19 protein-coding genes are annotated in these 22,386 nt (G+C 39.0%); 18 read left to right on the top strand and 1 reads right to left on the bottom strand.

The features are described 5' to 3' along the window. Positions 1-550 precede the first annotated feature (550 nt). From HT679_RS01110 to HT679_RS01180, 15 genes are all read left to right on the top strand, one after another. The gene (locus HT679_RS01110; protein ID WP_173212409.1) at positions 551-1,450 is read left to right on the top strand and encodes an Rpn family recombination-promoting nuclease/putative transposase; all 900 of its coding nucleotides are present in this window, start codon (positions 551-553) and stop codon (positions 1,448-1,450) included. Between the two features lie 1,115 nt (positions 1,451-2,565). Continuing rightward, positions 2,566-3,018 carry a YhcH/YjgK/YiaL family protein gene (locus tag HT679_RS01115; RefSeq protein WP_000587462.1) on the top strand — a complete coding sequence of 151 codons (453 nt, stop codon included), beginning with the start codon at positions 2,566-2,568 and terminating at the stop codon, positions 3,016-3,018. 18 nt (positions 3,019-3,036) lie between these two features. Next, entirely contained in the window at positions 3,037-4,374 is a 1,338-nt protein-coding gene (locus HT679_RS01120; protein ID WP_173212411.1) for a sugar ABC transporter substrate-binding protein, read from the top strand. 78 nt (positions 4,375-4,452) lie between these two features. Then, positions 4,453-5,337 (top strand): sugar ABC transporter permease, encoded by an 885-nt coding sequence (locus HT679_RS01125; protein WP_173212413.1) that lies wholly within the window; start codon positions 4,453-4,455, stop codon positions 5,335-5,337. Further along, positions 5,337-6,170 (top strand): carbohydrate ABC transporter permease, encoded by an 834-nt coding sequence (locus HT679_RS01130; protein WP_000730331.1) that lies wholly within the window; start codon positions 5,337-5,339, stop codon positions 6,168-6,170. Before HT679_RS01125 ends, HT679_RS01130 begins: the two co-directional genes overlap by 1 nt. Before the next feature lie 275 nt (positions 6,171-6,445). Next, entirely contained in the window at positions 6,446-7,549 is a 1,104-nt protein-coding gene (locus tag HT679_RS01135; protein WP_050073351.1) for a Gfo/Idh/MocA family oxidoreductase, read from the top strand. 179 nt (positions 7,550-7,728) lie between these two features. Beyond that, positions 7,729-8,427, top strand: coding sequence for an N-acetylmannosamine-6-phosphate 2-epimerase (locus HT679_RS01140; protein ID WP_001135655.1), 699 nt, complete (start codon positions 7,729-7,731; stop codon positions 8,425-8,427). A gap of 20 nt (positions 8,428-8,447) precedes the next feature. Beyond that, positions 8,448-9,965, top strand: a complete 1,518-nt coding sequence (locus tag HT679_RS01145) for a PTS transporter subunit EIIC (protein ID WP_025172073.1) — start codon at positions 8,448-8,450, stop codon at positions 9,963-9,965. Positions 9,966-10,089: 124 nt separating this feature from the next. Continuing rightward, positions 10,090-11,418, top strand: coding sequence for an ABC transporter substrate-binding protein (locus HT679_RS01150; protein WP_057553798.1), 1,329 nt, complete (start codon positions 10,090-10,092; stop codon positions 11,416-11,418). Positions 11,419-11,670: 252 nt separating this feature from the next. Beyond that, complete coding sequence (locus HT679_RS01155) at positions 11,671-12,537, top strand: sugar ABC transporter permease (protein ID WP_162278974.1); 867 nt, start codon at positions 11,671-11,673, stop codon at positions 12,535-12,537. Between the two features lie 15 nt (positions 12,538-12,552). Then, a complete protein-coding gene (locus HT679_RS01160) occupies positions 12,553-13,392 on the top strand; it encodes a carbohydrate ABC transporter permease (RefSeq protein ID WP_001192006.1) in 840 nt (279 codons plus the stop codon). 271 nt (positions 13,393-13,663) lie between these two features. Beyond that, positions 13,664-14,116 (top strand): YhcH/YjgK/YiaL family protein, encoded by a 453-nt coding sequence (locus HT679_RS01165; RefSeq protein ID WP_173212415.1) that lies wholly within the window; start codon positions 13,664-13,666, stop codon positions 14,114-14,116. A gap of 560 nt (positions 14,117-14,676) precedes the next feature. After that, positions 14,677-15,321, top strand: a complete 645-nt coding sequence (locus HT679_RS01170) for a DUF624 domain-containing protein (protein WP_173212416.1) — start codon at positions 14,677-14,679, stop codon at positions 15,319-15,321. 173 nt (positions 15,322-15,494) lie between these two features. After that, positions 15,495-16,412 (top strand): dihydrodipicolinate synthase family protein, encoded by a 918-nt coding sequence (locus tag HT679_RS01175; protein WP_001281495.1) that lies wholly within the window; start codon positions 15,495-15,497, stop codon positions 16,410-16,412. A 17-nt stretch (positions 16,413-16,429) separates the two neighbouring features. Next, complete coding sequence (locus HT679_RS01180; RefSeq protein ID WP_173212418.1) at positions 16,430-17,326, top strand: ROK family protein; 897 nt, start codon at positions 16,430-16,432, stop codon at positions 17,324-17,326. A 109-nt stretch (positions 17,327-17,435) separates the two neighbouring features. On the opposite strand, the gene HT679_RS01185 is transcribed toward HT679_RS01180, so the two are convergent. Further along, the gene (locus HT679_RS01185; RefSeq protein WP_173212420.1) at positions 17,436-18,287 is read right to left on the bottom strand and encodes a MurR/RpiR family transcriptional regulator; all 852 of its coding nucleotides are present in this window, start codon (positions 18,285-18,287) and stop codon (positions 17,436-17,438) included. 193 nt (positions 18,288-18,480) lie between these two features. On the opposite strand from HT679_RS01185, the gene pbp2b reads away from it, so the two are divergent. The 3 genes from pbp2b to HT679_RS01200 all read left to right on the top strand — a co-directional run bounded on the left by pbp2b (position 18,481) and on the right by HT679_RS01200 (position 22,363). Continuing rightward, entirely contained in the window at positions 18,481-20,538 is a 2,058-nt protein-coding gene (gene pbp2b, locus HT679_RS01190) for a penicillin-binding protein 2B (RefSeq protein WP_173212422.1), read from the top strand. A gap of 10 nt (positions 20,539-20,548) precedes the next feature. Beyond that, positions 20,549-21,145 (top strand): recombination mediator RecR, encoded by a 597-nt coding sequence (gene recR / locus HT679_RS01195; protein ID WP_000966754.1) that lies wholly within the window; start codon positions 20,549-20,551, stop codon positions 21,143-21,145. A gap of 174 nt (positions 21,146-21,319) precedes the next feature. Further along, positions 21,320-22,363 carry a D-alanine--D-alanine ligase gene (locus tag HT679_RS01200; protein WP_173212424.1) on the top strand — a complete coding sequence of 348 codons (1,044 nt, stop codon included), beginning with the start codon at positions 21,320-21,322 and terminating at the stop codon, positions 22,361-22,363. Positions 22,364-22,386 lie beyond the last annotated feature (23 nt).

Raw genomic sequence — 22,386 nt, forward strand, 5'->3', positions numbered from 1 at the left:
GCTCAAGACACCGTTTTGAGGTTGCAGATAGAACTGACGAAGTCAGTAACATATACATACGGCAAGACGAAGATGACATGGTTTGAAGAGTATGGAACAATCATAACTTATTTGAAGATTTTAAAAGATTGTAAGCTATTATATCTGGATAAATAAGTATTAGAAACTAAAGTGAGGAAAAAGATGTTTTTATATTTAAAAGGTTTAGGAAAATTTCGTATCGCTAACACCAGACGGCTATAGAGTGAACGAGTACGGGGAATGGATCAACTGAACTTGCTTTATGGCATATTGACGAGAAAGCTAGGAGTATAAAAACACTAGAATTCATAGTCTAGAAAGTGGTAAGGATTTTCTAAAATGGTTGATTTTGTAATCTTTTTTGTAAAATATAGCTTTTAATAAATAATGTGAGCAAGATATATCTCTTTGCAAGTGATTAGGGTCAATAGTTTTTAACTTTCTCACTTCTTTTCCGAATAAATAGATAGAACCATAGAATCTAGCAAAATTAGATTTAAAACTATGGTATAATAGAAGGAGGAAAAGGATGATTCTAAGACATCCGGGCATTAGCCCGACCAATGACTTGGTTGCTAAGAAAATTTTCAGCAACCCAGAAATCACTTGTCAATTTATTCGCGATATGCTGGACTTGCCAGCAAAAAATGTGACCATTTTGGAGGGAAGTAACATTCACGTCTTGCCTTCCATGCCTTATTCAGCGCAGGATTTCTATACCAGTATAGACGTCTTGGCAGAGTTAGACAATGGGACACAAGTTATTATTGAGATTCAGGTACATCATCAGAATTTTTTCATCAATCGCCTGTGGGCTTACTTGTGTAGTCAGGTCAATCAAAATCTCGAAAAAATTCGTCAACGAGAAGGTGATACCCACCAGAGTTATAAGCATATCGCACCAGTATACGCTATCGCTATCGTGGACAGTAATTATTTTCAAGATGACTTAGCTTTTCATAGCTTTAGCATGCGCGAGGATACGACAGGTGAGGTCTTAACCATCACAAATAACGGTCAAGCAAACCATCTAGTCAAGATGGCTTTCTTGGAATTAAAAAAATACAGAGAAACCAGCAAAGACGAGGTTCGTAAACCATGGTTGGAGTTTTTTGGGAATAAACCATTTACCCAACAACCCGAGCGAGCCATCAGCCAGGCAGACCAACTGCTAGACTACAAGAGCTGGTCCGAGGAGGATAGGAAAATGTTTAGTCAACTACGTATGCGCGAAGAACAAGCCTTGTTAGCACAGGACTATGCCTTGGAACAAGCTGAAGAAAAAGGGTTGGAGAAAGGTCGGGCAGAAGGACTTGAACGTGGAAAACTTTTTGCCTTTCTGGATATGGTTCGCCAAGGACTTCTGACTTCCGAGGTTGCCAGTCAGCAGTTGGGTATGTCAGTATCTGAGTTTGAGGCGTTGTTGTAAGATCAGCAATAATAGACAAGAAAACCATCTGGTTAAGATGGCATTCTTGGAATTAAAAAACTCTAAGCACAAAATCTTAAAAAATACAAACACGCATAGTATCAGGGGATTAAGAAAGCTTGATACTATGCGTTTTATAGTGCATTGAATCTATATTAGAACACTACAATTCTTAAATCATTGTTAGAAATTAGTTTGAATTTTCCAATCAATTTGTTCAATTATCATATTATACTGTTATATCATAAGGTTATTTCTTTCATTTTCTCCTAAAATTGACTTTTACCTGCTTTCTTGTTTTTTTATCTTGTCCACTCGAAACAGGTCTTGCAAGAAACCTACTTATTTTTGAAAGTACTTTTAATGTAGTTGCTATAGTTAAAAAGATTTGAAACTAAATTCCAAATTAGAAAAAGACTTGAAATGCTAAAAAAAAAAAGTATACTCTAATTGAAAACGGTAACAAAACTAATTTAGAGTATTTCTCTCTTAAAAAGTTCTTGGTGAAACGAGATGTAGAAAGGAGATTTAGCCAAAGAGTCTATTAGTGCTAGAATAATAGATTAGAATTATTTTAGAAAAACTAATACTCAATGAAAATCAAAGAGCAAACTAGGAAACTAGCCGCAGGCTGTACTTGAGTACGGCAAGGCGACGTTGACGCAGTTTGAATTTGATTTTCGAAGAGTATAAGTGAGCAGCTTATAAATTCAATTCCCCAAATAGATTCATACTAGTATCTTTTGCAAAAAATAAAGGGCAACTTCCTTCATGAATATCAATTTCATCTATAAGGAAGGTAGCTAATTGAACTAACTTATTTATTCTGTTTGTCGCTAGAAAAATCAGACCTCCTTGTGAAGATTGAGGAGATACTGAATGAAAATCAAAGAAGAAACTAGCAAGCTGGTAGCAGATTGCCCAAAACACCGCTTTGAGGTTGTAGATAAGACTGACCTATATAATCCAAGGTGAAGCAACTGTGGTTTGAAGAGATTTTCAAAGAGTATAGGCTAGAGAGTGTTGTGTTTTTATGTCCTTCTAGTAGAAAATGCTAGACAGAAGAATGGGGAACTTGGATAGGAAAAATAGATTGAGAAAGGAGGTTAGAAGAGATGATTATTACAAAAATTAGCCGTTTAGGAACTTATGTGGGAGTAAATCCACATTTTGCAACATTAATAGATTTTCTAGAAAAAACAGGACTAGAAAATTTAACAGAAGGTTCGATTGCTATCGATGGTGATCGATTGTTTGGGAATTGCTTTACTTATCTAGCAGACGGTCAAGCAGGGGCTTTCTTTGAAACTCACCAAAAATATTTGGATATTCATTTAGTTTTGGAAAACGAAGAAGCCATGGCTGTTACGTCGCCAGAAAATGTAAGCGTTACCCAAGAGTATGATGAAGAGAAGGATATTGAATTATACACAGGGAAAGTGGAACAGTTGGTTCATTTGAGAGCTGGCGAATGCCTCATCACTTTTCCAGAAGATTTACATCAACCCAAGGTTCGTATAAATGATGAACCTGTGAAAAAAGTTGTCTTTAAAGTTGCGATTTCTTAATGTAGAAAGGGAAGAACAATGAAAAAAATGAGAAAGTTTTTATGTCTAGCCGGAGTTGCGCTAGCAGCCGTTGCCTTGGTAGCTTGTTCAGGAAAAAAAGAAGCTACAACTAGTACTGAACCACCGACAGAATTATCTGGCGAGATTACAATGTGGCACTCCTTTACTCAAGGACCCCGTTTAGAAAGTATTCAAAAATCAGCAGATGCCTTCATGCAAAAGCATCCAAAAACGAAAATCAAGATTGAAACATTTTCTTGGAATGACTTCTATACTAAATGGACTACAGGTTTAGCAAATGGAAATGTGCCAGATATCAGTACAGCTCTTCCTAACCAAGTAATGGAAATGGTCAACTCAGATGCTTTGGTTCCGCTAAACGATTCTATCAAGCGTATTGGACAGGATAAATTTAACGAAACTGCCTTAAATGAGGCAAAAATCGGAGATGATTACTACTCTGTTCCTCTTTATTCACATGCACAAGTCATGTGGGTTAGAACAGATTTGTTAAAAGAACATAATATTGAGGTTCCTAAAACTTGGGATCAACTCTATGAAGCTTCTAAAAAATTGAAAGAAGCTGGAGTTTATGGCTTGTCTGTTCCGTTTGGAACAAATGACTTAATGGCAACACGTTTCTTGAACTTCTACGTACGTAGTGGTGGTGGAAGTCTCTTGACAAAAGATCTTAAAGCGGATTTGACAAGTCAACTTGCTCAAGATGGTATTAAATACTGGGTTAAAATGTATAAAGAAATCTCACCTCAAGATTCTTTGAACTTTAATGTCCTTCAACAAGCTACCTTGTTCTATCAAGGAAAAACAGCATTTGACTTTAACTCTGGCTTCCAGATTGGAGGAATCAATGCCAATAGTCCTCAATTGATTGATTCGATTGATGCTTATCCTATTCCAAAAATCAAAGAGTCTGATAAAGATCAAGGAATTGAAACCTCAAACATTCCAATGGTTGTTTGGAAAAATTCAAAACATCCAGAAGTTGCTAAAGCATTCTTAGAATCACTTTATAATGAAGAAGACTACATTAAATTCCTTGATTCAACTCCAGTAGGTATGTTGCCAACTATTAAGGGGATTAGCGATTCTGCAGCCTATAAAGAAAATGAAACTCGTAAGAAATTTAAACATGCTGAAGAAGTAATTACTGAAGCTGTTAAAAAAGGTACTGCTATTGGTTATGAAAATGGACCAAGTGTACAAGCTGGTATGTTGACTAACCAACACATTATTGAACAAATGTTCCAAGATATCATTACAAATGGAACAGATCCTATGAAAGCAGCAAAAGAAGCAGAAAAACAATTAAACGATTTATTTGAGGCTGTTCAGTAGATGTAAAAGACTAGAAAATAGGTGGGCTAGTGAGCTGAAAAGCTCTAGCCCAATCTTGTAAAAGAAGGGAGAAGGAGAATGGTTAAAGAACGTAATTTAACTCGCTGGATATTTGTTTTGCCAGCTATGATTATCGTAGGATTACTCTTTGTTTATCCGTTTTTCTCGAGTATTTTTTATAGCTTTACCAATAAGCATTTGATTATGCCCAATTACAAATTTGTTGGTTTAGCTAATTATAAAGCTGTGCTATCAGATCCCAACTTCTTTAATGCGTTCTTTAATTCAATTAAGTGGACCATTTTCTCATTAGTTGGTCAAGTTTTAGTAGGGTTTGTATTGGCTTTAGCTCTTCACAGAGTACGCCACTTCAAGAAATTATATAGGACCTTATTGATTGTTCCTTGGGCATTTCCTACCATCGTTATTGCCTTCTCTTGGCAATGGATTCTAAACGGGGTTTATGGCTATTTACCTAATCTAATCGTAAAATTAGGTTTAATGGATCATACACCTGCATTTTTGACAGATAGTACATGGGCCTTCCTATGTTTGGTGTTTATCAACATTTGGTTTGGAGCGCCGATGATTATGGTCAATGTGCTTTCGGCATTGCAGACAGTACCAGAAGAACAATTTGAGGCTGCTAAGATAGATGGTGCTTCAAGTTGGCAAGTGTTCAAGTTTATTGTCTTTCCACATATTAAAGTGGTTGTAGGGCTTCTAGTTGTTTTGAGAACTGTATGGATCTTTAATAACTTTGACATTATCTACCTCATTACTGGTGGTGGGCCAGCCAATGCTACAACGACGCTTCCAATTTTTGCTTACAACCTAGGTTGGGGAACTAAATTGTTGGGTCGTGCTTCAGCAGTTACAGTGTTGCTCTTTATCTTCTTGATGGCGATTTGCTTTATCTACTTTGCTATCATCAGTAAGTGGGAAAAGGAGGGGAGAAAATAATGAAGAAGAAATCCGGTATTTATTTAGATATTCTCTCACATGTACTCTTGATTGGTGCGACCATTGTTGCAATTTTCCCATTGGTATGGATTATCATATCTTCTGTCAAGGGGAAAGGGGAATTAACTCAGTATCCAACACGATTTTGGCCTGAACAGTTCACATTAGATTATTTCACTCATGTTATCAATGATTTGCACTTTATTGATAACATTCGAAACAGTTTAATCATTGCCTTAGCTACAACCCTTATTGCGATTATTATTTCTGCTATGGCAGCCTACGGTATTGTTCGATTCTTCCCTAAATTGGGAGCAATCATGTCGAGACTACTCGTCATTACCTACATTTTTCCACCAATTTTGTTGGCAATTCCCTATTCAATTGCCATTGCTAAAGTTGGCTTAACAAATAGTTTATTTGGCTTGATGATGGTTTATCTATCTTTTAGTGTTCCATATGCAGTTTGGCTCTTAGTTGGATTTTTCCAAACAGTTCCAATTGGAATTGAAGAAGCAGCTCGAATTGATGGTGCGAATAAATTTGTTACGTTTTATAAAGTTGTGCTACCGATTGTAGCACCAGGTATTGTAGCAACAGCTATTTATACATTTATCAATGCTTGGAATGAATTCTTGTATGCTTTGATTTTGATTAACAATACAGGAAAGATGACAGTAGCAGTAGCCCTTCGTTCACTTAACGGTTCAGAAATTTTAGACTGGGGAGATATGATGGCAGCATCTGTTATTGTGGTTCTTCCATCAATCATTTTCTTCTCTATCATCCAAAATAAGATTGCAAGTGGATTGTCAGAAGGATCTGTGAAGTAATACTCAATGAAAATCAAAGAGCAAACTAGCCTCAGGCCGCTCAAAGTACAGCTTTGAGGTTGCAGATAAAACTGACGAAGTCAGCTCAAAACACGTTTTTGAGGTTGTAGATGAAACTGACGAAGTCAGCTCAAAACATGTTTTTGAGGCTGTAGATGAAGCTGACGAAGTCAGTAACCATACACACAGTAAGGAGACGTTGACGCGGTTTGAAGAGATTTTCGAAGAGTATAAGTTAAAATTAGAAAGTTTATTCAATAATAAAGGAGAAAAACATGGTTAAATATGGTGTTGTTGGAACAGGATATTTTGGAGCTGAGTTAGCTCGTTATATGCAAAAGAATGATGGAGCAGAGATTACTCTTCTCTATGATCCAGATAATGCAGAGGCAATTGCAGAAGAATTGGGAGCGAAAGTAGCAAGCTCCTTAGATGAGTTGGTTTCTAGCGATGAAGTAGATTGTGTTATCGTTGCAACTCCAAATAATCTTCATAAGGAACCGGTTATTAAGGCTGCACAACATGGTAAAAATGTTTTCTGTGAAAAACCAATTGCGCTTTCTTATCAAGATTGCCGTGAGATGGTAGATGCATGCAAAGAAAACAATGTAACCTTTATGGCAGGACATATTATGAATTTCTTTAATGGTGTCCATCATGCAAAAGAACTCATAAATCAAGGAGTCATCGGAGACGTTCTATATTGTCACACAGCTCGTAATGGTTGGGAAGAACAACAACCGTCCGTATCATGGAAAAAAATTCGTGAAAAATCAGGTGGTCACTTGTATCACCACATCCATGAGTTGGATTGTGTTCAATTCCTTATGGGTGGCATGCCTGAAACTGTAACCATGACAGGTGGAAATGTAGCCCATGAAGGTGAACATTTCGGTGATGAAGATGATATGATTTTTGTCAATATGGAATTTTCTAATAAGCGTTTTGCCTTGTTAGAATGGGGTTCAGCTTATCGTTGGGGTGAACATTATGTTTTAATCCAAGGAACCAAAGGTGCTATCCGCTTAGACTTATTCAACTGTAAAGGAACTCTTAAGCTAGATGGACAAGAAAGTTATTTCTTGATTCATGAATCGCAAGAAGAAGATGATGATCGGACTCGTATCTATCATAGTACAGAGATGGATGGAGCAATTGCTTATGGTAAACCAGGTAAACGTACTCCATTATGGCTATCATCTGTCATTGATAAAGAAATGCGCTATCTGCATGAGATTATGCAAGGAGCTCCAGTATCAGAAGAATTTGCAAAACTTTTGACAGGAGAAGCTGCTCTCGAAGCAATTGCTACTGCAGATGCTTGTACCCAGTCTATGTTTGAAGATCGCAAAGTAAAATTGTCAGAAATTGTAAACTAAATTTTGGTATTCTCCTATTATAGGTCGACTTGCTCCTCTGAAAGTACTTTTAGAGGAGCTGTTTGACTTGGCTAGTTTTTGAAACTGAAATCTATTATACTACAAACTCTTGAAAGCGTTTTATTTTTGAGGTATAATAATCTCATAGAAACAAAGAAAAAGGAAAAGGAGGAAAGAGGATGCCACAGATTAGCAAAGAAGCCTTGATTGAGCAAATCAAAGATGGAATCATCGTTTCTTGTCAGGCTCTTCCTCATGAACCGCTTTATACAGAAGCGGGAGGGGTGATTCCCTTGCTGGTCAAAGCGGCTGAGCAAGGTGGAGCAGTCGGTATCCGAGCCAATAGTGTTCGCGATATCAAGGAAATTAAGGAAGTCACCAAACTTCCGATTATTGGGATAATCAAACGAGATTATCCGCCACAAGAACCCTTCATCACGGCTACTATGAAAGAAGTTGATGAATTGGCAGAACTGGACATCGAGGTGATTGCTCTGGATTGTACCAAGCGTGAACGCTACGATGGTTTGGAAATTCAAGAGTTCATTCGTCAGGTCAAGGAGAAATATCCTAACCAGCTCTTGATGGCGGACACCAGTACTTTTGAAGAAGGATTGGCAGCGGTCGAAGCAGGAATTGACTTTGTCGGAACAACCTTATCAGGCTACACATCCTACAGTCCAAAAGTGGATGGTCCAGATTTTGAACTCATCAAAAAACTCTGTGATGCCGGTGTAGATGTCATTGCAGAAGGAAAAATTCATACACCAGAACAAGCCAAACAAATCCTTGAATACGGAGTGCGAGGCATCGTTGTTGGTGGCGCTATTACTAGACCAAAAGAGATTACAGAACGCTTCGTTGCTGGTCTTAAATAAGATGTGAGGGGGGGAGTTTTATATTTAAAGTTTTACAAAAAGTTGGAAAAGCTTTTATGTTACCTATAGCTATACTTCCTGCAGCAGGTCTACTTTTGGGGATTGGTGGTGCACTTTCAAACCCAACCACGATAGCAACTTATCCAATACTAGACAATAGTATTTTTCAATCGATATTCCAAGTAATGAGCTCTGCAGGAGAGGTTGTATTCAGTAACTTGTCACTACTTCTCTGTGTGGGATTATGTATTGGCTTAGCGAAACGAGATAAAGGAACCGCTGCGTTAGCAGGAGTAACTGGTTACTTAGTTATGACTGCAACGATCAAAGCTCTGGTAAAACTTTTTATGGCAGAAGGATCTGCAATTGATACTGGAGTTATTGGAGCATTAGTTGTCGGAATAGTTGCCGTATATTTGCACAACCGATATAGCAATATTCAATTACCTTCCGCTTTAGGATTCTTTGGAGGTTCACGCTTCGTTCCTATTGTTACATCGTTCTCTTCTATCTTAATTGGCTTTGTCTTCTTTGTTATTTGGCCACCTTTCCAACAACTTCTTGTTTCTACAGGTGGATATATTTCTCAGGCAGGTCCAATTGGAACTTTTCTATATGGATTTTTAATGAGACTTTCTGGAGCAGTAGGCTTACATCATATGATTTATCCTATGTTTTGGTATACTGAACTTGGTGGTGTTGAAACTGTTGCAGGACAAACAGTGGTTGGAGCTCAAAAAATATTTTTTGCTCAATTAGCCGATCCGGCTCATTCTGGATTATTTACAGAAGGAACAAGGTTTTTTGCAGGTCGTTTCTCAACAATGATGTTCGGTTTACCGGCTGCCTGTTTAGCGATGTACCATAGTGTTCCTAAGAATCGTCGTAAAAAATACGCGGGTTTGTTTTTTGGAGTTGCTTTAACATCTTTTATTACCGGTATTACAGAACCAATTGAATTTATGTTTCTATTCGTCAGTCCGGTTCTATATGTTGTTCACGCATTCCTTGATGGTGTCAGCTTCTTTATTGCAGACATCTTAAATATTTCAATAGGAAACACATTTTCAGGAGGTGTAATCGATTTCACTTTATTTGGAATTTTGCAGGGGAACGCTAAGACGAATTGGGTTCTTCAGATTCCATTTGGACTTATTTGGAGTGTTTTGTATTATATTATTTTTAGATGGTTCATTACTCAATTCAACGTTCTAACGCTAGGAAGAGGAGAAGAAGTAGATTCTAAAGAAGTTTCTGAATCCGCAGATTCAACTTCAAATACTGCGGATCATTTAAAACAGGATAGCCTACAAATTATCAGAGCCTTGGGTGGATCAAATAATATAGAAGATGTAGATGCTTGTGTGACACGTTTACGTGTAGCTGTAAAAGAAGTTAATCAAGTTGATAAAGCACTTTTAAAACAAATTGGTGCAGTTGATGTCTTAGAAGTGAAGGGTGGCATTCAAGCAATCTATGGAGCAAAAGCAATCTTATATAAAAATAGTATTAATGAAATTTTAGGTGTAGATGATTAAGTACTTACTGACTTAATAAAAAAAAGAGGAGAGTGGTGGATGAGTAGGATGAAATGAAATCGCATACAAGAAATAAAGAACTCATTATCCAAGTTGGATACGCTTATAAAATAGGAGAATACAAATGAAATTTAGAAAATTAGCTTGTACAGTACTTGCGAGTGCTGCGGTTCTTGGTCTTGCTGCTTGTGGCAATTCTGGCGGAAGTAAAGATGCTGGCAAATCAGGTGGTGACAGTGCCAAAACAGAAATCACTTGGTGGGCATTCCCAGTATTTACCCAAGAAAAAACTGGTGACGGTGTTGGAACTTATGAAAAATCAATCATCGAAGCGTTTGAAAAAGCCAATCCAGATGTAAAAGTGAAATTGGAAACCATTGACTTCAAGTCAGGCCCTGAAAAAATCACAACAGCTATCGAAGCTGGAACAGCTCCAGACGTACTCTTTGATGCACCAGGACGTATCATCCAATACGGTAAAAACGGTAAATTGGCTGAGTTGAACGACCTTTTCACAGATGAATTTGTTAAAGATGTCAACAATGAAAACATCGTACAAGCAAGTAAAGCTGGAGACAAGGCTTACATGTATCCAATTAGTTCTGCCCCATTCTACATGGCAATGAACAAGAAAATGTTAGAAGATGCTGGAGTGGCAAACCTTGTAAAAGAAGGTTGGACAACTGATGATTTTGAAAAAGTATTGAAAGCACTCAAAGACAAGGGTTACACACCAGGTTCATTGTTCAGTTCTGGTCAAGGGGGAGACCAAGGAACACGTGCCTTTATCTCTAACCTTTATAGCGGTTCTGTAACAGATGAAAAAGTTAGCAAATATACAACTGATGATCCTAAATTCGTCAAAGGTCTTGAAAAAGCAACTGGCTGGATTAAAGACAATTTGCTCAATAATGGTTCACAATTTGACGGTGGAGCAGATATCCAAAACTTTGCCAACGGTCAAACATCTTACACAATCCTTTGGGCACCAGCTCAAAATGGTATCCAAGCTAAACTTTTAGAAGCAAGTAAGGTAGAAGTGGTAGAAGTACCATTCCCATCAGACGAAGGTAAACCAGCTCTTGAATACCTTGTAAACGGATTTGCAGTATTCAACAACAAAGACGACAAGAAAGTTGCTGCATCTAAGAAATTCATCCAATTTATCGCAGATGACAAAGAGTGGGGACCTAAAGACGTAGTTCGTACAGGTGCTTTCCCAGTCCGTACTTCATTTGGAAAACTTTATGATGATAAACGTATGGAAACAATCAGCAGCTGGACTCAATACTACTCACCATACTACAACACTATTGATGGATTTGCTGAAATGAGAACACTTTGGTTCCCAATGTTGCAATCTGTATCAAATGGTGACGAAAAACCAGCGGACGCTTTGAAAGCCTTTACTGAAAAAGCGAACGAAACAATTAAAAAAGCTATGAAACAATAGTCCTTAGTTATTCTATAAAAAGTAGTTTTTTAAAGAACCTAAGAGTGTATACCCCCTTTTCCCTCTACACAGATAGTGTAAGAAAAGGGGGGCTTTTGTTTAAAATGTAAGAAATTGTCACGAAATTAAAATGAAGTTCTTACATAAGCGAATCATAAAAAATTTCATTTTGATTTTAAAACAGTTCAAGAAAGTCAAAAAATTATTCTATTTGAAAGAGAGGTGCCGACTGTGAAAGTCAATAAAATCCGTATGAGGGAAACAGTGATTTCCTATGCTTTCCTAGCACCAGTGTTGTTCTTCTTTATTATCTTTGTTTTAGTACCAATGATTATGGGCTTCATCACAAGTTTCTTTAACTACTCTATGACTAGTTTTGAATTTGTGGGCTTAGATAACTATGTCCGTATGTTTAAAGATCCTGTCTTTACAAAATCTCTGATTAACACAGTTATTTTGGTTGTTGGCTCTGTACCGATTGTTGTTCTCTTCTCGCTCTTTGTAGCGTCACAGACCTACCATCAAAATGCTATTGCTAGATCTTTCTACCGTTTTGTCTTCTTCCTTCCAGTTGTAACAGGTAGTGTTGCCGTAACAGTTGTATGGAAATGGATCTATGATCCATTATCAGGGATTCTCAACTTTGTACTTAAATCTAGTCATATCATTACTCAAAATATTTCATGGCTGGGCGACAAGCACTGGGCATTGCTGGCGATTATGATTATCCTCTTGACAACGTCTGTTGGTCAACCGATTATCCTCTACATCGCAGCTATGGGGAATATTGACAATTCATTGGTTGAAGCAGCTCGTGTTGACGGTGCAACTGAATTTCAAGTTTTCTGGAAGATTAAATGGCCAAGCCTTCTTCCAACAACTCTTTATATCGCAATCATCACGACAATCAACTCCTTCCAAGTTTTCGCCTTGATTCAATTGTTGACATCTGGTGGGCCAAACTACTCTACAAGTACCTTGATGTACTACCTTTACGAAAAAGCCTTCCAATTGACAGAATACGGTTATGCAAACACCATTGGTGTCTTCTTGGCAGTCATGATTGCGATCGTAAGTTTTGTTCAATTTAAGGCGCTCGGAAACGACGTAGAATACTAAAGAAAGGAGACAGCTATGCAATCTACAGAAAAAAAACCATTAACAGCCTTTACTGTTATTTCAACAATCATTTTGCTCTTGTTGACTGTGCTGTTCATCTTTCCATTCTACTGGATTTTGACAGGGGCATTCAAATCACAACCTGATACAATTATGATTCCGCCACAATGGTTCCCTAAAATGCCAACCATGGAAAACTTTCAACAACTCATGGTGCAGAACCCTGCCTTACAATGGATGTGGAACTCAGTATTTATCTCATTGGTAACCATGTTCTTAGTCTGTGCAACCTCATCTCTAGCAGGTTATGTATTGGCTAAAAAACGTTTCTATGGTCAACGCATTCTCTTCGCTATTTTCATCGCTGCTATGGCGCTTCCAAAACAAGTTGTCCTTGTACCATTGGTACGTATCGTCAACTTCATGGGAATTCATGACACTCTTTGGGCAGTTATTTTGCCTTTGATTGGATGGCCATTCGGTGTCTTCCTCATGAAACAATTCAGTGAAAATATTCCAACAGAGTTGCTTGAATCAGCTAAAATCGACGGTTGTGGTGAGATTCGTACCTTCTGGAGCGTAGCCTTCCCGATTGTGAAACCAGGATTTGCAGCCCTTGCAATCTTCACCTTCATCAATACTTGGAATGACTACTTCATGCAGTTGGTTATGTTGACTTCACGTAACAATTTGACCATCTCACTTGGGGTTGCAACTATGCAAGCTGAAATGGCAACCAACTATGGTTTGATCATGGCAGGAGCAGCCCTTGCTGCTGTACCCATCGTAACAGTCTTCCTTGTCTTCCAAAAATCCTTCACACAGGGGATTACTATGGGAGCGGTCAAAGGATAATACTCTGCGAAAATCGAATTCAAACTACGTCAGCGTCACCTTGCCATACTTAAGTATTGCCTGCGGTTAGCTTCCTAGTTTGTTCTTCAATTTTCATTGAGTATAGGAAAATCAATCTATCAAAATACAGAAGTATATTTTATAGATTAAAAGAATATAGAGCTATAAGTGTCTACAAAATGGAGGGTATGCAGTTACTTTATGAAGTTTTGTCAGACACTTATCAACTTAAGAATGATTTTAGTTAACTATCAGAAACGAAGGAAAGAGTATGATTTTTGACGATTTAAAAAATATTAGCTTCTATAAAGGGATTCATCCCAATCTTGACAAGGCTATCGACTATCTTTATGAACATCGTAAGGATTCTTTCGAATTAGGAAAGTATGATATTGATGGAGATAAAGTCTTTCTAGTTGTTCAGGAAAATGTCCTCAATCAAGCTGAAAATGATCAATTTGAGCATCATCAGAACTATGCAGATTTGCATTTGCTGGTAGAAGGACATGAATATTCGATCTACGGTTCACGTATCAAAGATGAAGCAGTAGCATTTGACGAAGCAAGTGACATTGGCTTTGTTCATTGTCATGAACACTACCCACTCTTGTTGGGTTATCACAATTTTGCGATTTTCTTCCCAGGTGAGCCACATCAACCAACTGGTTATGCAGGTATGGAAGATCAAGTTCGCAAGTATCTCTTTAAAATTTTGATTGATTAAAAATAGGATGAATTGTCTTTTTGTAAATCTTTGATCATAATCTACCATGAAATTTCTCTTTTTGAGGTAGAGAAATGAGCTCTTATTGTCAGTATCTTTATTCAGAAATACTATTGGTATGGCAGGATTGAAGTTCAGCAAAGTCTTTATGGCTGCGGGAGCAAGAGTAGGATCACTGATCAAGATTTATGGAAGGATTTTACAAATAGCTGTGAATCTAGTTGATGTATATGGTTGTATAAACTTTTAAAACGAGAGAATGAAAGCATTTTGTATTTTTTTATTAAAAGCACTTTGTATTTTTTTATTGAATATGTTAGCTTGGACAGTGCTTGCAATGATAGTCCGTGGAGGGCTAGATGGATTTAATGAGCATACTTGGAGTAGTATTTTAGTTGCTTCGCTGTCCGGCATATATATAGATTATATGTCCATAGATAAAAATAGAAAAAAGTCCAAAAGAAAAAAGAAAAAATAGCTTTGTTCATGGTAGGGACTTATGAAAGCTTTACTGACAAAAAAGAAAACAGTTTACAAAGAAAAATGATGGGGGAGCAAATATGGCACAAAAAGGAGTAAGCCTTATCAAGGCAGCATTTGATACAGACAACTTTCTCATGCGTTTTAGTGAGAAGGTATTGGATATCGTGACAGCCAATCTTCTTTTTGTCGTCTCTTGTTTGCCCATTGTGACGATTGGAGTGGCTAAAATTAGCCTCTACGAGACTATGTTTGAGATTAAGAAGAGCAGACGTGTGCCTGTCTTTAAAATATATCTAAGAGCTTTCAAGCAAAATCTAAAACTAGGTCTTCAGTTAGGTCTGCTTGAGTTGGGCATTGTCTCATTAAGCCTTCTAGATCTCTATCTCTTCTGGGGTCAGACAGCTCTGCCCTTCCAATTGCTGAAAGCTATTTGTCTAGGTATTCTGATTTTCCTTACTATCGTGATGTTGGCTAGCTATCCCATCGCTGCACGTTATGACCTATCTTGGAAAGAAATTCTCCAAAAAGGATTGATGTTGGCTAGTTTTAATGCTCCTTGGTTTATCTTGATGATTGCAATTATCTTTTTGATTTTGATGATTCTATATCTATCAGCCTTTACCCTTCTATTGGGAGGATCAGCTTTTATTCTCTTTGGTTTTGGATTTCTTGCTTTTTTACAAGTGGGAGTGATGGAAAAGCTATTTGCTAAGTATGAGTAAGGGGTGCAATTATTTCTGAAACTACTTTCAAACGCTCCAAACGCTATTCTATAAGCGAGAAACTAAAATCTAAGTGTCTATAAGATATTGAAAGCCTTTTCGGTAAAGTGTATACTAAAGAAGTAAAGAAAGAATCTGCTTTAGCAGAAAATAAAAATAATAGGAGAAAATCTATGTCAGATTTGAAAAAATACGAAGGTGTCATTCCAGCCTTCTACGCATGTTATGATGATCAAGGAGAAGTAAGTCCAGAACGTACGCGTGCCTTGGTTCAATACTTCATTGATAAAGGTGTTCAAGGTCTTTATGTCAATGGTTCTTCTGGTGAATGTATCTACCAAAGCGTTGAAGACCGCAAGTTGATTTTGGAAGAAGTCATGGCAGTTGCCAAAGGTAAATTGACCATTATTGCCCATGTTGCTTGCAACAACACCAAAGACAGTATGGAACTTGCTCGCCACGCAGAAAGTTTGGGAGTAGATGCCATTGCAACGATTCCACCAATTTACTTCCGCTTGCCTGAATACTCAGTTGCCAAATACTGGAACGATATCAGTTCTGCAGCTCCAAATACCGATTACGTGATTTACAACATTCCTCAATTAGCTGGTGTTGCTTTGACGCCAAGTCTTTACACTGAAATGTTGAAAAATCCACGTGTTATCGGTGTGAAGAACTCTTCTATGCCAGTTCAAGATATCCAAACATTTGTGAGCCTTGGGGGAGAAGACCACATCGTCTTTAACGGTCCAGATGAGCAGTTCTTAGGTGGCCGCCTCATGGGTGCTAAAGCTGGTATCGGTGGTACTTATGGTGCTATGCCAGAACTCTTCTTGAAACTCAATCAGTTGATTGCAGATAAAGATTTGGAAACAGCGCGTGAATTGCAGTATGCTATCAACGCTATCATTGGTAAATTGACTGCTGCACATGGAAATATGTACGGTGTCATCAAAGAAGTTTTGAAAATCAATGAAGGCTTGAATATTGGTTCTGTTCGTTCACCATTGACACCAGTGACTGAAGAAGATCGTCCAGTTGTAGAAGCAGCTGCAGCCTTGATTCGTGAAACCAAGGAGCGCTTCCTCTAATCCATAAGGAGGTATTTATGACACACTACGTTGCAATTGATATCGGTGGAACCAACATCAAATATGGTTTGATCGACCAAGAAGGCCAACTTGTTGAATCACATGAAATGCCAACAGAGGCGCATAAGGGTGGACCTCATATCTTACAAAAGACCAAAGATATCGTAGCCAGCTATTTAGAAAAAGACCCAGTAGCAGGTGTTGCCATTTCTTCTGCAGGAATGGTGGACCCTGACAAGGGTGAGATTTTCTATGCTGGGCCTCAGATTCCCAACTATGCAGGAACTCAGTTCAAGAAGGAAATCGAAGAAAGCTTTGCTATTCCTTGTGAAATTGAGAATGACGTCAACTGTGCAGGTCTGGCTGAGGCAGTATCTGGTTCAGGCAAGGGAGCGAGTGTTACTCTTTGCTTGACTATTGGAACCGGTATCGGTGGTTGCTTGATTATGGATGGGAAAGTTTTCCATGGTTTTAGTAATTCGGCCTGTGAAGTTGGCTATATGCATATGCAGGATGGAGCGTTCCAAGATTTGGCTTCTACAACAGCTTTAGTGAAATATGTAGCTGAAGCACATGGAGAAGATGTTGATCAGTGGAATGGCCGACGCATCTTTAAGGAAGCAACTGAAGGAAACAAGATTTGCATGGCTGGTATTGACCGAATGGTAGACTATCTAGGAAAAGGTCTAGCTAATATTTGCTACGTTGCCAATCCAGAAGTGGTCATTCTCGGGGGTGGTATCATGGGGCAAGAAGCAATCCTCAAACCCAAGATCCGCACAGCCTTGAAAGATGCTTTGGTACCAAGTCTAGCTGAAAAAACACGATTAGAATTTGCTCATCATCAAAATACAGCAGGTATGTTGGGCGCCTACTATCATTTTATACTCAATGAAAATCAAAGAGCAAACTAGGAAGCTAGCCGTAGGCAGTACTTGAGTACGGCAAGGCGAAGCTGACGTGGTTTGAATTTGATTTTCGAAGAGTATCAATACAAAACAATCCTAGTTTGGCCCAACCAAACTAGGATTTTCTGACACGTTTTTGTCTACGATAGCCGTTGAGTTTCTTATTTTCCCAGTAGCTATTAAAGATTTTTTCCTTGCTTTCGCGATTGATTTCCAAAAAGTAGGCATAAATCAAATCGATAAAGAAGAGCATAGGAAGTTGAGCGGATATTCGTTGGATGTAGGAAGGTTGGCTGTGGCTAGCAACGAGAACGGTCTCTGTATAGGTCTGGCTATCTTTATTGGGAACACTTGAAAAGAGTACAGTCTTTGCCCCCATCTCCTTGGCATCTAGTAGACTATCTAAAATAGAAGGTGTTGTACCAGAAAGTGAGAAACCAAGTACGAGACAATTTTCATCCATGATGCTGGTTGTCCAAGCAAAGCCGTCTTGATCGGTCAAGGCTTCGCAGACCACACCCAGACGCATGAATCGCAATTTCATTTCACGAGCAACGAGGCCAGAACTCCCTGTTCCGAAGAAGTAGACACGCTCAGCATCTTCGATTAATTGGGCAATTCGTTCTAGTTGGACTTCGTCAATCAAGTCTTGTGTTTGTTCCCTCATATTGCTATAACTTCTGAGGACTCGTTTGGTCAGTGGACTGTGCTTGGAGACTTGGTTGGCTTGATTTTCTGCCTCATGTTGGTATTGGAAAATAAATTCTCGGTAGCCAGTATAGCCACACTTTTTAGCAAAGCGAGTCAAAGCAGCCTGAGAAATATGTAATTTTTGGGTGACTTGTTGGGAAGAAAGGTCATCTTGAATGGTTTCTGCTTGTAAAAAATAGCGAGCGATTTCTTGCTCTAGGTCTGTCATTTCTTCAAAATGTGAATCAATGATAGTTGCGATATCTGGTTTGTCCATAGGGAAGGCTCCTTTAAATGAGTCGTGTTGGAAAAAGACTAGATTATTGAACTTTTACATTCATTATAACATATAATATAGGGAGGGATAAATAAAAACGTATCTTACTGTAAAAACGAAAAAAAGCTTCTTTCTTTTCCATAATTTTCTGCTCAAATTGTGGTACAATTAAGAGTAAGATTTTAAGTTAGAAATGAGACTGATTTGTATGAGAAAATTTAACAGCCATTCGATTCCGATTCGGCTTAATTTATTGTTTTCAATCGTCATTTTACTCTTTATGACCATTATTGGTCGTTTGTTGTATATGCAGGTTTTGAACAAGGATTTTTACGAAAAAAAGCTAGCCTCAGCTAGTCAGACCAAGGTCACAACCAGTTCTGCCCGTGGGGAAATCTATGATGCTAGTGGAAAACCTTTGGTAGAAAATACGTTAAAGCAGGTTGTTTCCTTTACGCGTAGTAATAAAATGACGGCTAAAGATCTGAAAGAAATCGCTAGTCAGTTGCTGGGATATGTGAGCATCAGTTCGCCAAATTTGACAGAACGTCAGCTGGCTGATTACTATTTGGCTGATCCTGAAATCTATAAAAAAACAGTGGAAGCTCTCCCAAGTGAGAAACGCTTGGATTCAGATGGCAATCGCCTATCCGAATCAGAACTGTATAACAATGCGGTCGATAGTGTCCCAACAAGTCAACTAAACTATACAGAGGATGAAAAGAAAGAAATCTATCTTTTTAGTCAGTTAAATGCTGTTGGAAACTTTGCGACAGGAACCATTGTGACAGATCCTCTAAATGATTCTCAGGTAGCTGTTATTGCCTCTATTTCAAAGGAGATGCCTGGCATTAGTATTTCTACTTCTTGGGATCGAAAGATTTTGGAAACTTCCCTTTCTTCTATAGTAGGGAGTGTATCCAGTGAAAAAGCTGGTCTCCCAGCGGAAGAAGCAGAAGCCTATCTTAAAAAAGGCTATTCTCTAAATGACCGTGTTGGAACCTCCTATTTGGAAAAGCAATATGAAGAGACCTTACAAGGAAAACGCTCGGTAAAAGAAATCCATCTGGACAAATATGGCAACATGGAAAGCGTGGATACAATTGAGGAAGGTAGTAAGGGAAACAATATCAAACTGACCATTGATTTGGCCTTCCAAGATAGCGTGGATGCTTTGCTGAAAAGTTATTTCAATTCAGAGTTGGGGAATGGTGGAGCTAAGTATTCTGAAGGTGTGTATGCAGTCGCCCTTAACCCAAAAACAGGTGCTGTGTTATCCATGTCAGGGATCAAACATGACTTGAAAACGGGAGAGTTGACGCCTGATTCCTTGGGAACGGTAACCAATGTCTTTGTTCCAGGTTCGGTTGTCAAGGCGGCGACCATCAGCTCAGGTTGGGAAAATGGAGTCTTGTCGGGAAATCAGACCTTGACAGACCAGTCCATTGTCTTCCAAGGTTCAGCTCCAATTAATTCTTGGTATACTGCCTTTTCTGTTCCAATGCCGATTACGGCGGTTCAAGCTCTGGAGTATTCATCCAATGCTTATATGGTCCAAACAGCCTTAGGTCTTATGGGGCAAACCTATCAACCCAATATGTTTGTCGGCACCAGCAATCTAGAGTCTGCTATGGGGAAATTGCGTTCAACCTTTGGTGAATATGGTTTGGGTTCTGCGACTGGGATTGACCTACCAGATGAATCTACTGGATTTGTTCCCAAAGACTATAGCTTTGCTAATTACATTACTAATGCCTTTGGGCAGTTTGATAACTATACCCCAATGCAATTAGCTCAGTATGTGGCAACGATTGCAAATGATGGTGTTCGTGTGGCTCCTCGTATTGTTGAAGGCATTTATGGCAATAATGATAAGGGAGGACTGGGCGACTTGATTCAGCAACTGCAACCGACAGAGATGAATAAGGTCAATATATCCGACTCCGATATGAGTATCTTGCACCAAGGTTTTTATCAGGTTGCTCATGGGACTAGCGGATTGACAACCGGTCGTGCCTTTTCAAATGGCGCAGCTGTATCCATTAGTGGGAAAACAGGTACTGCCGAAAGTTATGTTGCGGGAGGTCAAGAAGCTAATAATACTAATGCTGTGGCCTATGCACCATCAGATAATCCTCAAATCGCTGTAGCTGTTGTCTTCCCACATAACACTAACCTTACAAATGGTGTCGGACCTTCCATTGCGCGCGATATTATCAACCTCTATAACCAACATCATCCAATGAATTAGAAAGGAACATATGCTTTATCCAACACCTATTGCTAAGCTAATTGACAGTTATTCTAAGTTACCGGGTATCGGGATTAAGACGGCTACACGTCTGGCCTTCTATACGATTGGAATGTCTGATGACGATGTCAATGAATTTGCTAAAAATCTCCTTTCTGCGAAGAGAGAGCTGACCTACTGTTCCATCTGCGGTCGCCTGACTGATGACGATCCTTGCTCTATTTGTACCGATCCAACTCGTGACCAGACAACGATTTTGGTGCTAGAGGATAGTCGGGATGTGGCGGCCATGGAAAATATCCAAGAATACCATGGACTTTATCATGTCCTGCATGGCCTCATTTCTCCTATGAATGGCATTAGTCCAGATGATATCAATCTCAAGAGCCTTATGACTCGTCTTATGGATAGTGAAGTTTCAGAGGTAATCGTAGCAACCAATGCCACAGCAGATGGGGAAGCGACTTCCATGTATCTTTCCCGCTTACTCAAGCCAGCTGGGATCAAGGTTACGCGCTTGGCACGAGGCCTTGCTGTGGGAGCAGATATCGAGTATGCGGACGAAGTCACACTCTTACGGGCTATTGAAAATCGAACAGAGTTGTAAGTGTAGACAAATTTACGAACTCCATTCATTTATAAAAAATCAAAGAGGCTGAAAATCGTTCCTATCGGCCTCTTTTTGTATAGTGTGATGAGTAGGAGCAGGTTCAAGTTTAAAAAAACAAGCAAATATGATATACTAAAGAGCGAGTATTCTAGTAGAATTAGGACAAATAATATGAAACAAACGATTATTCTTTTATATGGTGGACGGAGTGCGGAACGCGAAGTCTCTGTCCTTTCAGCTGAGAGTGTCATGCGTGCGGTCAATTATGATCGTTTCACAGTTAAGACTTTCTTTATCAGTCAGTCAGGTGACTTTATCAAAACACAGGAATTTAGTCAGACTCCAGGGCAAGAGGACCGTCTCATGACCAATGGAACCATTGATTGGGATAAGAAAGTTGCACCAAGTGCCATCTACGAAGAAGGTGCAGTGCTCTTTCCAGTTCTTCACGGTCCGATGGGAGAAGATGGCTCTGTTCAAGGATTCTTGGAAGTTTTGAAAATGCCTTATGTCGGATGTAATATCTTGTCATCTAGCCTTGCCATGGATAAAATCACTACCAAGCGTGTTCTGGAATCTGCTGGTATTGCCCAAGTTCCTTATGTGGCTATCGTTGAAGGGGATGATGTGACTGCTAAAATTGCTGAAGTGGAAGAAAAATTGACTTATCCAGTCTTCACTAAGCCGTCAAACATGGGTTCTAGTGTCGGTATTTCAAAATCTGAAAATCAAGAAGAGCTCCGTCAAGCCTTGAAACTTGCCTTCCAATATGACAGCCGTGTCTTGGTAGAGCAAGGGGTAAATGCCCGTGAAATCGAGGTTGGTCTACTGGGCAACTACGATGTCAAAAGCACCCTTCCAGGAGAAGTGGTTAAGGATGTTGCCTTTTATGACTACGATGCCAAGTATATTGATAACAAGATTACCATGGATATCCCAGCTAAAATCAGTGATGATGTGGTAGCTGTCATGCGTCAAAATGCAGAGACGGCCTTCCGTGCCATTGGTGGCCTTGGTCTATCTCGTTGCGATTTCTTCTATACAGATAAGGGAGAGATTTTCCTAAACGAGCTCAATACTATGCCAGGCTTCACCCAGTGGTCTATGTACCCATTACTTTGGGACAATATGGGGATCACCTACCCAGACCTAATCGAGCGTTTGGTTGAACTTGCCAAGGAAAGTTTTGACAAGCGCGAAGCGCATTTGCTATAAAAATGAAAGAGAGGGTAGAAGCC

It is taken from the genome of Streptococcus sp. 4886, assembly GCF_013276485.1.
GTDB lineage: Bacteria > Bacillota > Bacilli > Lactobacillales > Streptococcaceae > Streptococcus.

Bases quoted from the DNA above. Each gene is read 5' to 3' on its own strand.
- HT679_RS01125 (WP_173212413.1), top strand. From the start codon at position 4,453: ATGGTTAAAGAACGTAATTTAACTCGCTGGATATTTGTTTTGCCAGCT.
- HT679_RS01110 (WP_173212409.1), top strand. From the start codon at position 551: ATGATTCTAAGACATCCGGGCATTAGCCCGACCAATGACTTGGTTGCT.
- pbp2b (WP_173212422.1), top strand. From the start codon at position 18,481: ATGAGACTGATTTGTATGAGAAAATTTAACAGCCATTCGATTCCGATT.
- HT679_RS01120 (WP_173212411.1), top strand. From the start codon at position 3,037: ATGAAAAAAATGAGAAAGTTTTTATGTCTAGCCGGAGTTGCGCTAGCA.
- HT679_RS01160 (WP_001192006.1), top strand. From the start codon at position 12,553: ATGCAATCTACAGAAAAAAAACCATTAACAGCCTTTACTGTTATTTCA.
- HT679_RS01175 (WP_001281495.1), top strand. From the start codon at position 15,495: ATGTCAGATTTGAAAAAATACGAAGGTGTCATTCCAGCCTTCTACGCA.
- HT679_RS01155 (WP_162278974.1), top strand. From the start codon at position 11,671: ATGAGGGAAACAGTGATTTCCTATGCTTTCCTAGCACCAGTGTTGTTC.
- HT679_RS01200 (WP_173212424.1), top strand. From the start codon at position 21,320: ATGAAACAAACGATTATTCTTTTATATGGTGGACGGAGTGCGGAACGC.
- HT679_RS01180 (WP_173212418.1), top strand. From the start codon at position 16,430: ATGACACACTACGTTGCAATTGATATCGGTGGAACCAACATCAAATAT.
- HT679_RS01130 (WP_000730331.1), top strand. From the start codon at position 5,337: ATGAAGAAGAAATCCGGTATTTATTTAGATATTCTCTCACATGTACTC.
- HT679_RS01165 (WP_173212415.1), top strand. From the start codon at position 13,664: ATGATTTTTGACGATTTAAAAAATATTAGCTTCTATAAAGGGATTCAT.
- HT679_RS01135 (WP_050073351.1), top strand. From the start codon at position 6,446: ATGGTTAAATATGGTGTTGTTGGAACAGGATATTTTGGAGCTGAGTTA.
- recR (WP_000966754.1), top strand. From the start codon at position 20,549: ATGCTTTATCCAACACCTATTGCTAAGCTAATTGACAGTTATTCTAAG.
- HT679_RS01170 (WP_173212416.1), top strand. From the start codon at position 14,677: ATGGCACAAAAAGGAGTAAGCCTTATCAAGGCAGCATTTGATACAGAC.
- HT679_RS01140 (WP_001135655.1), top strand. From the start codon at position 7,729: ATGCCACAGATTAGCAAAGAAGCCTTGATTGAGCAAATCAAAGATGGA.
- HT679_RS01185 (WP_173212420.1), bottom strand. From the start codon at position 18,287: ATGGACAAACCAGATATCGCAACTATCATTGATTCACATTTTGAAGAA.
- HT679_RS01115 (WP_000587462.1), top strand. From the start codon at position 2,566: ATGATTATTACAAAAATTAGCCGTTTAGGAACTTATGTGGGAGTAAAT.
- HT679_RS01150 (WP_057553798.1), top strand. From the start codon at position 10,090: ATGAAATTTAGAAAATTAGCTTGTACAGTACTTGCGAGTGCTGCGGTT.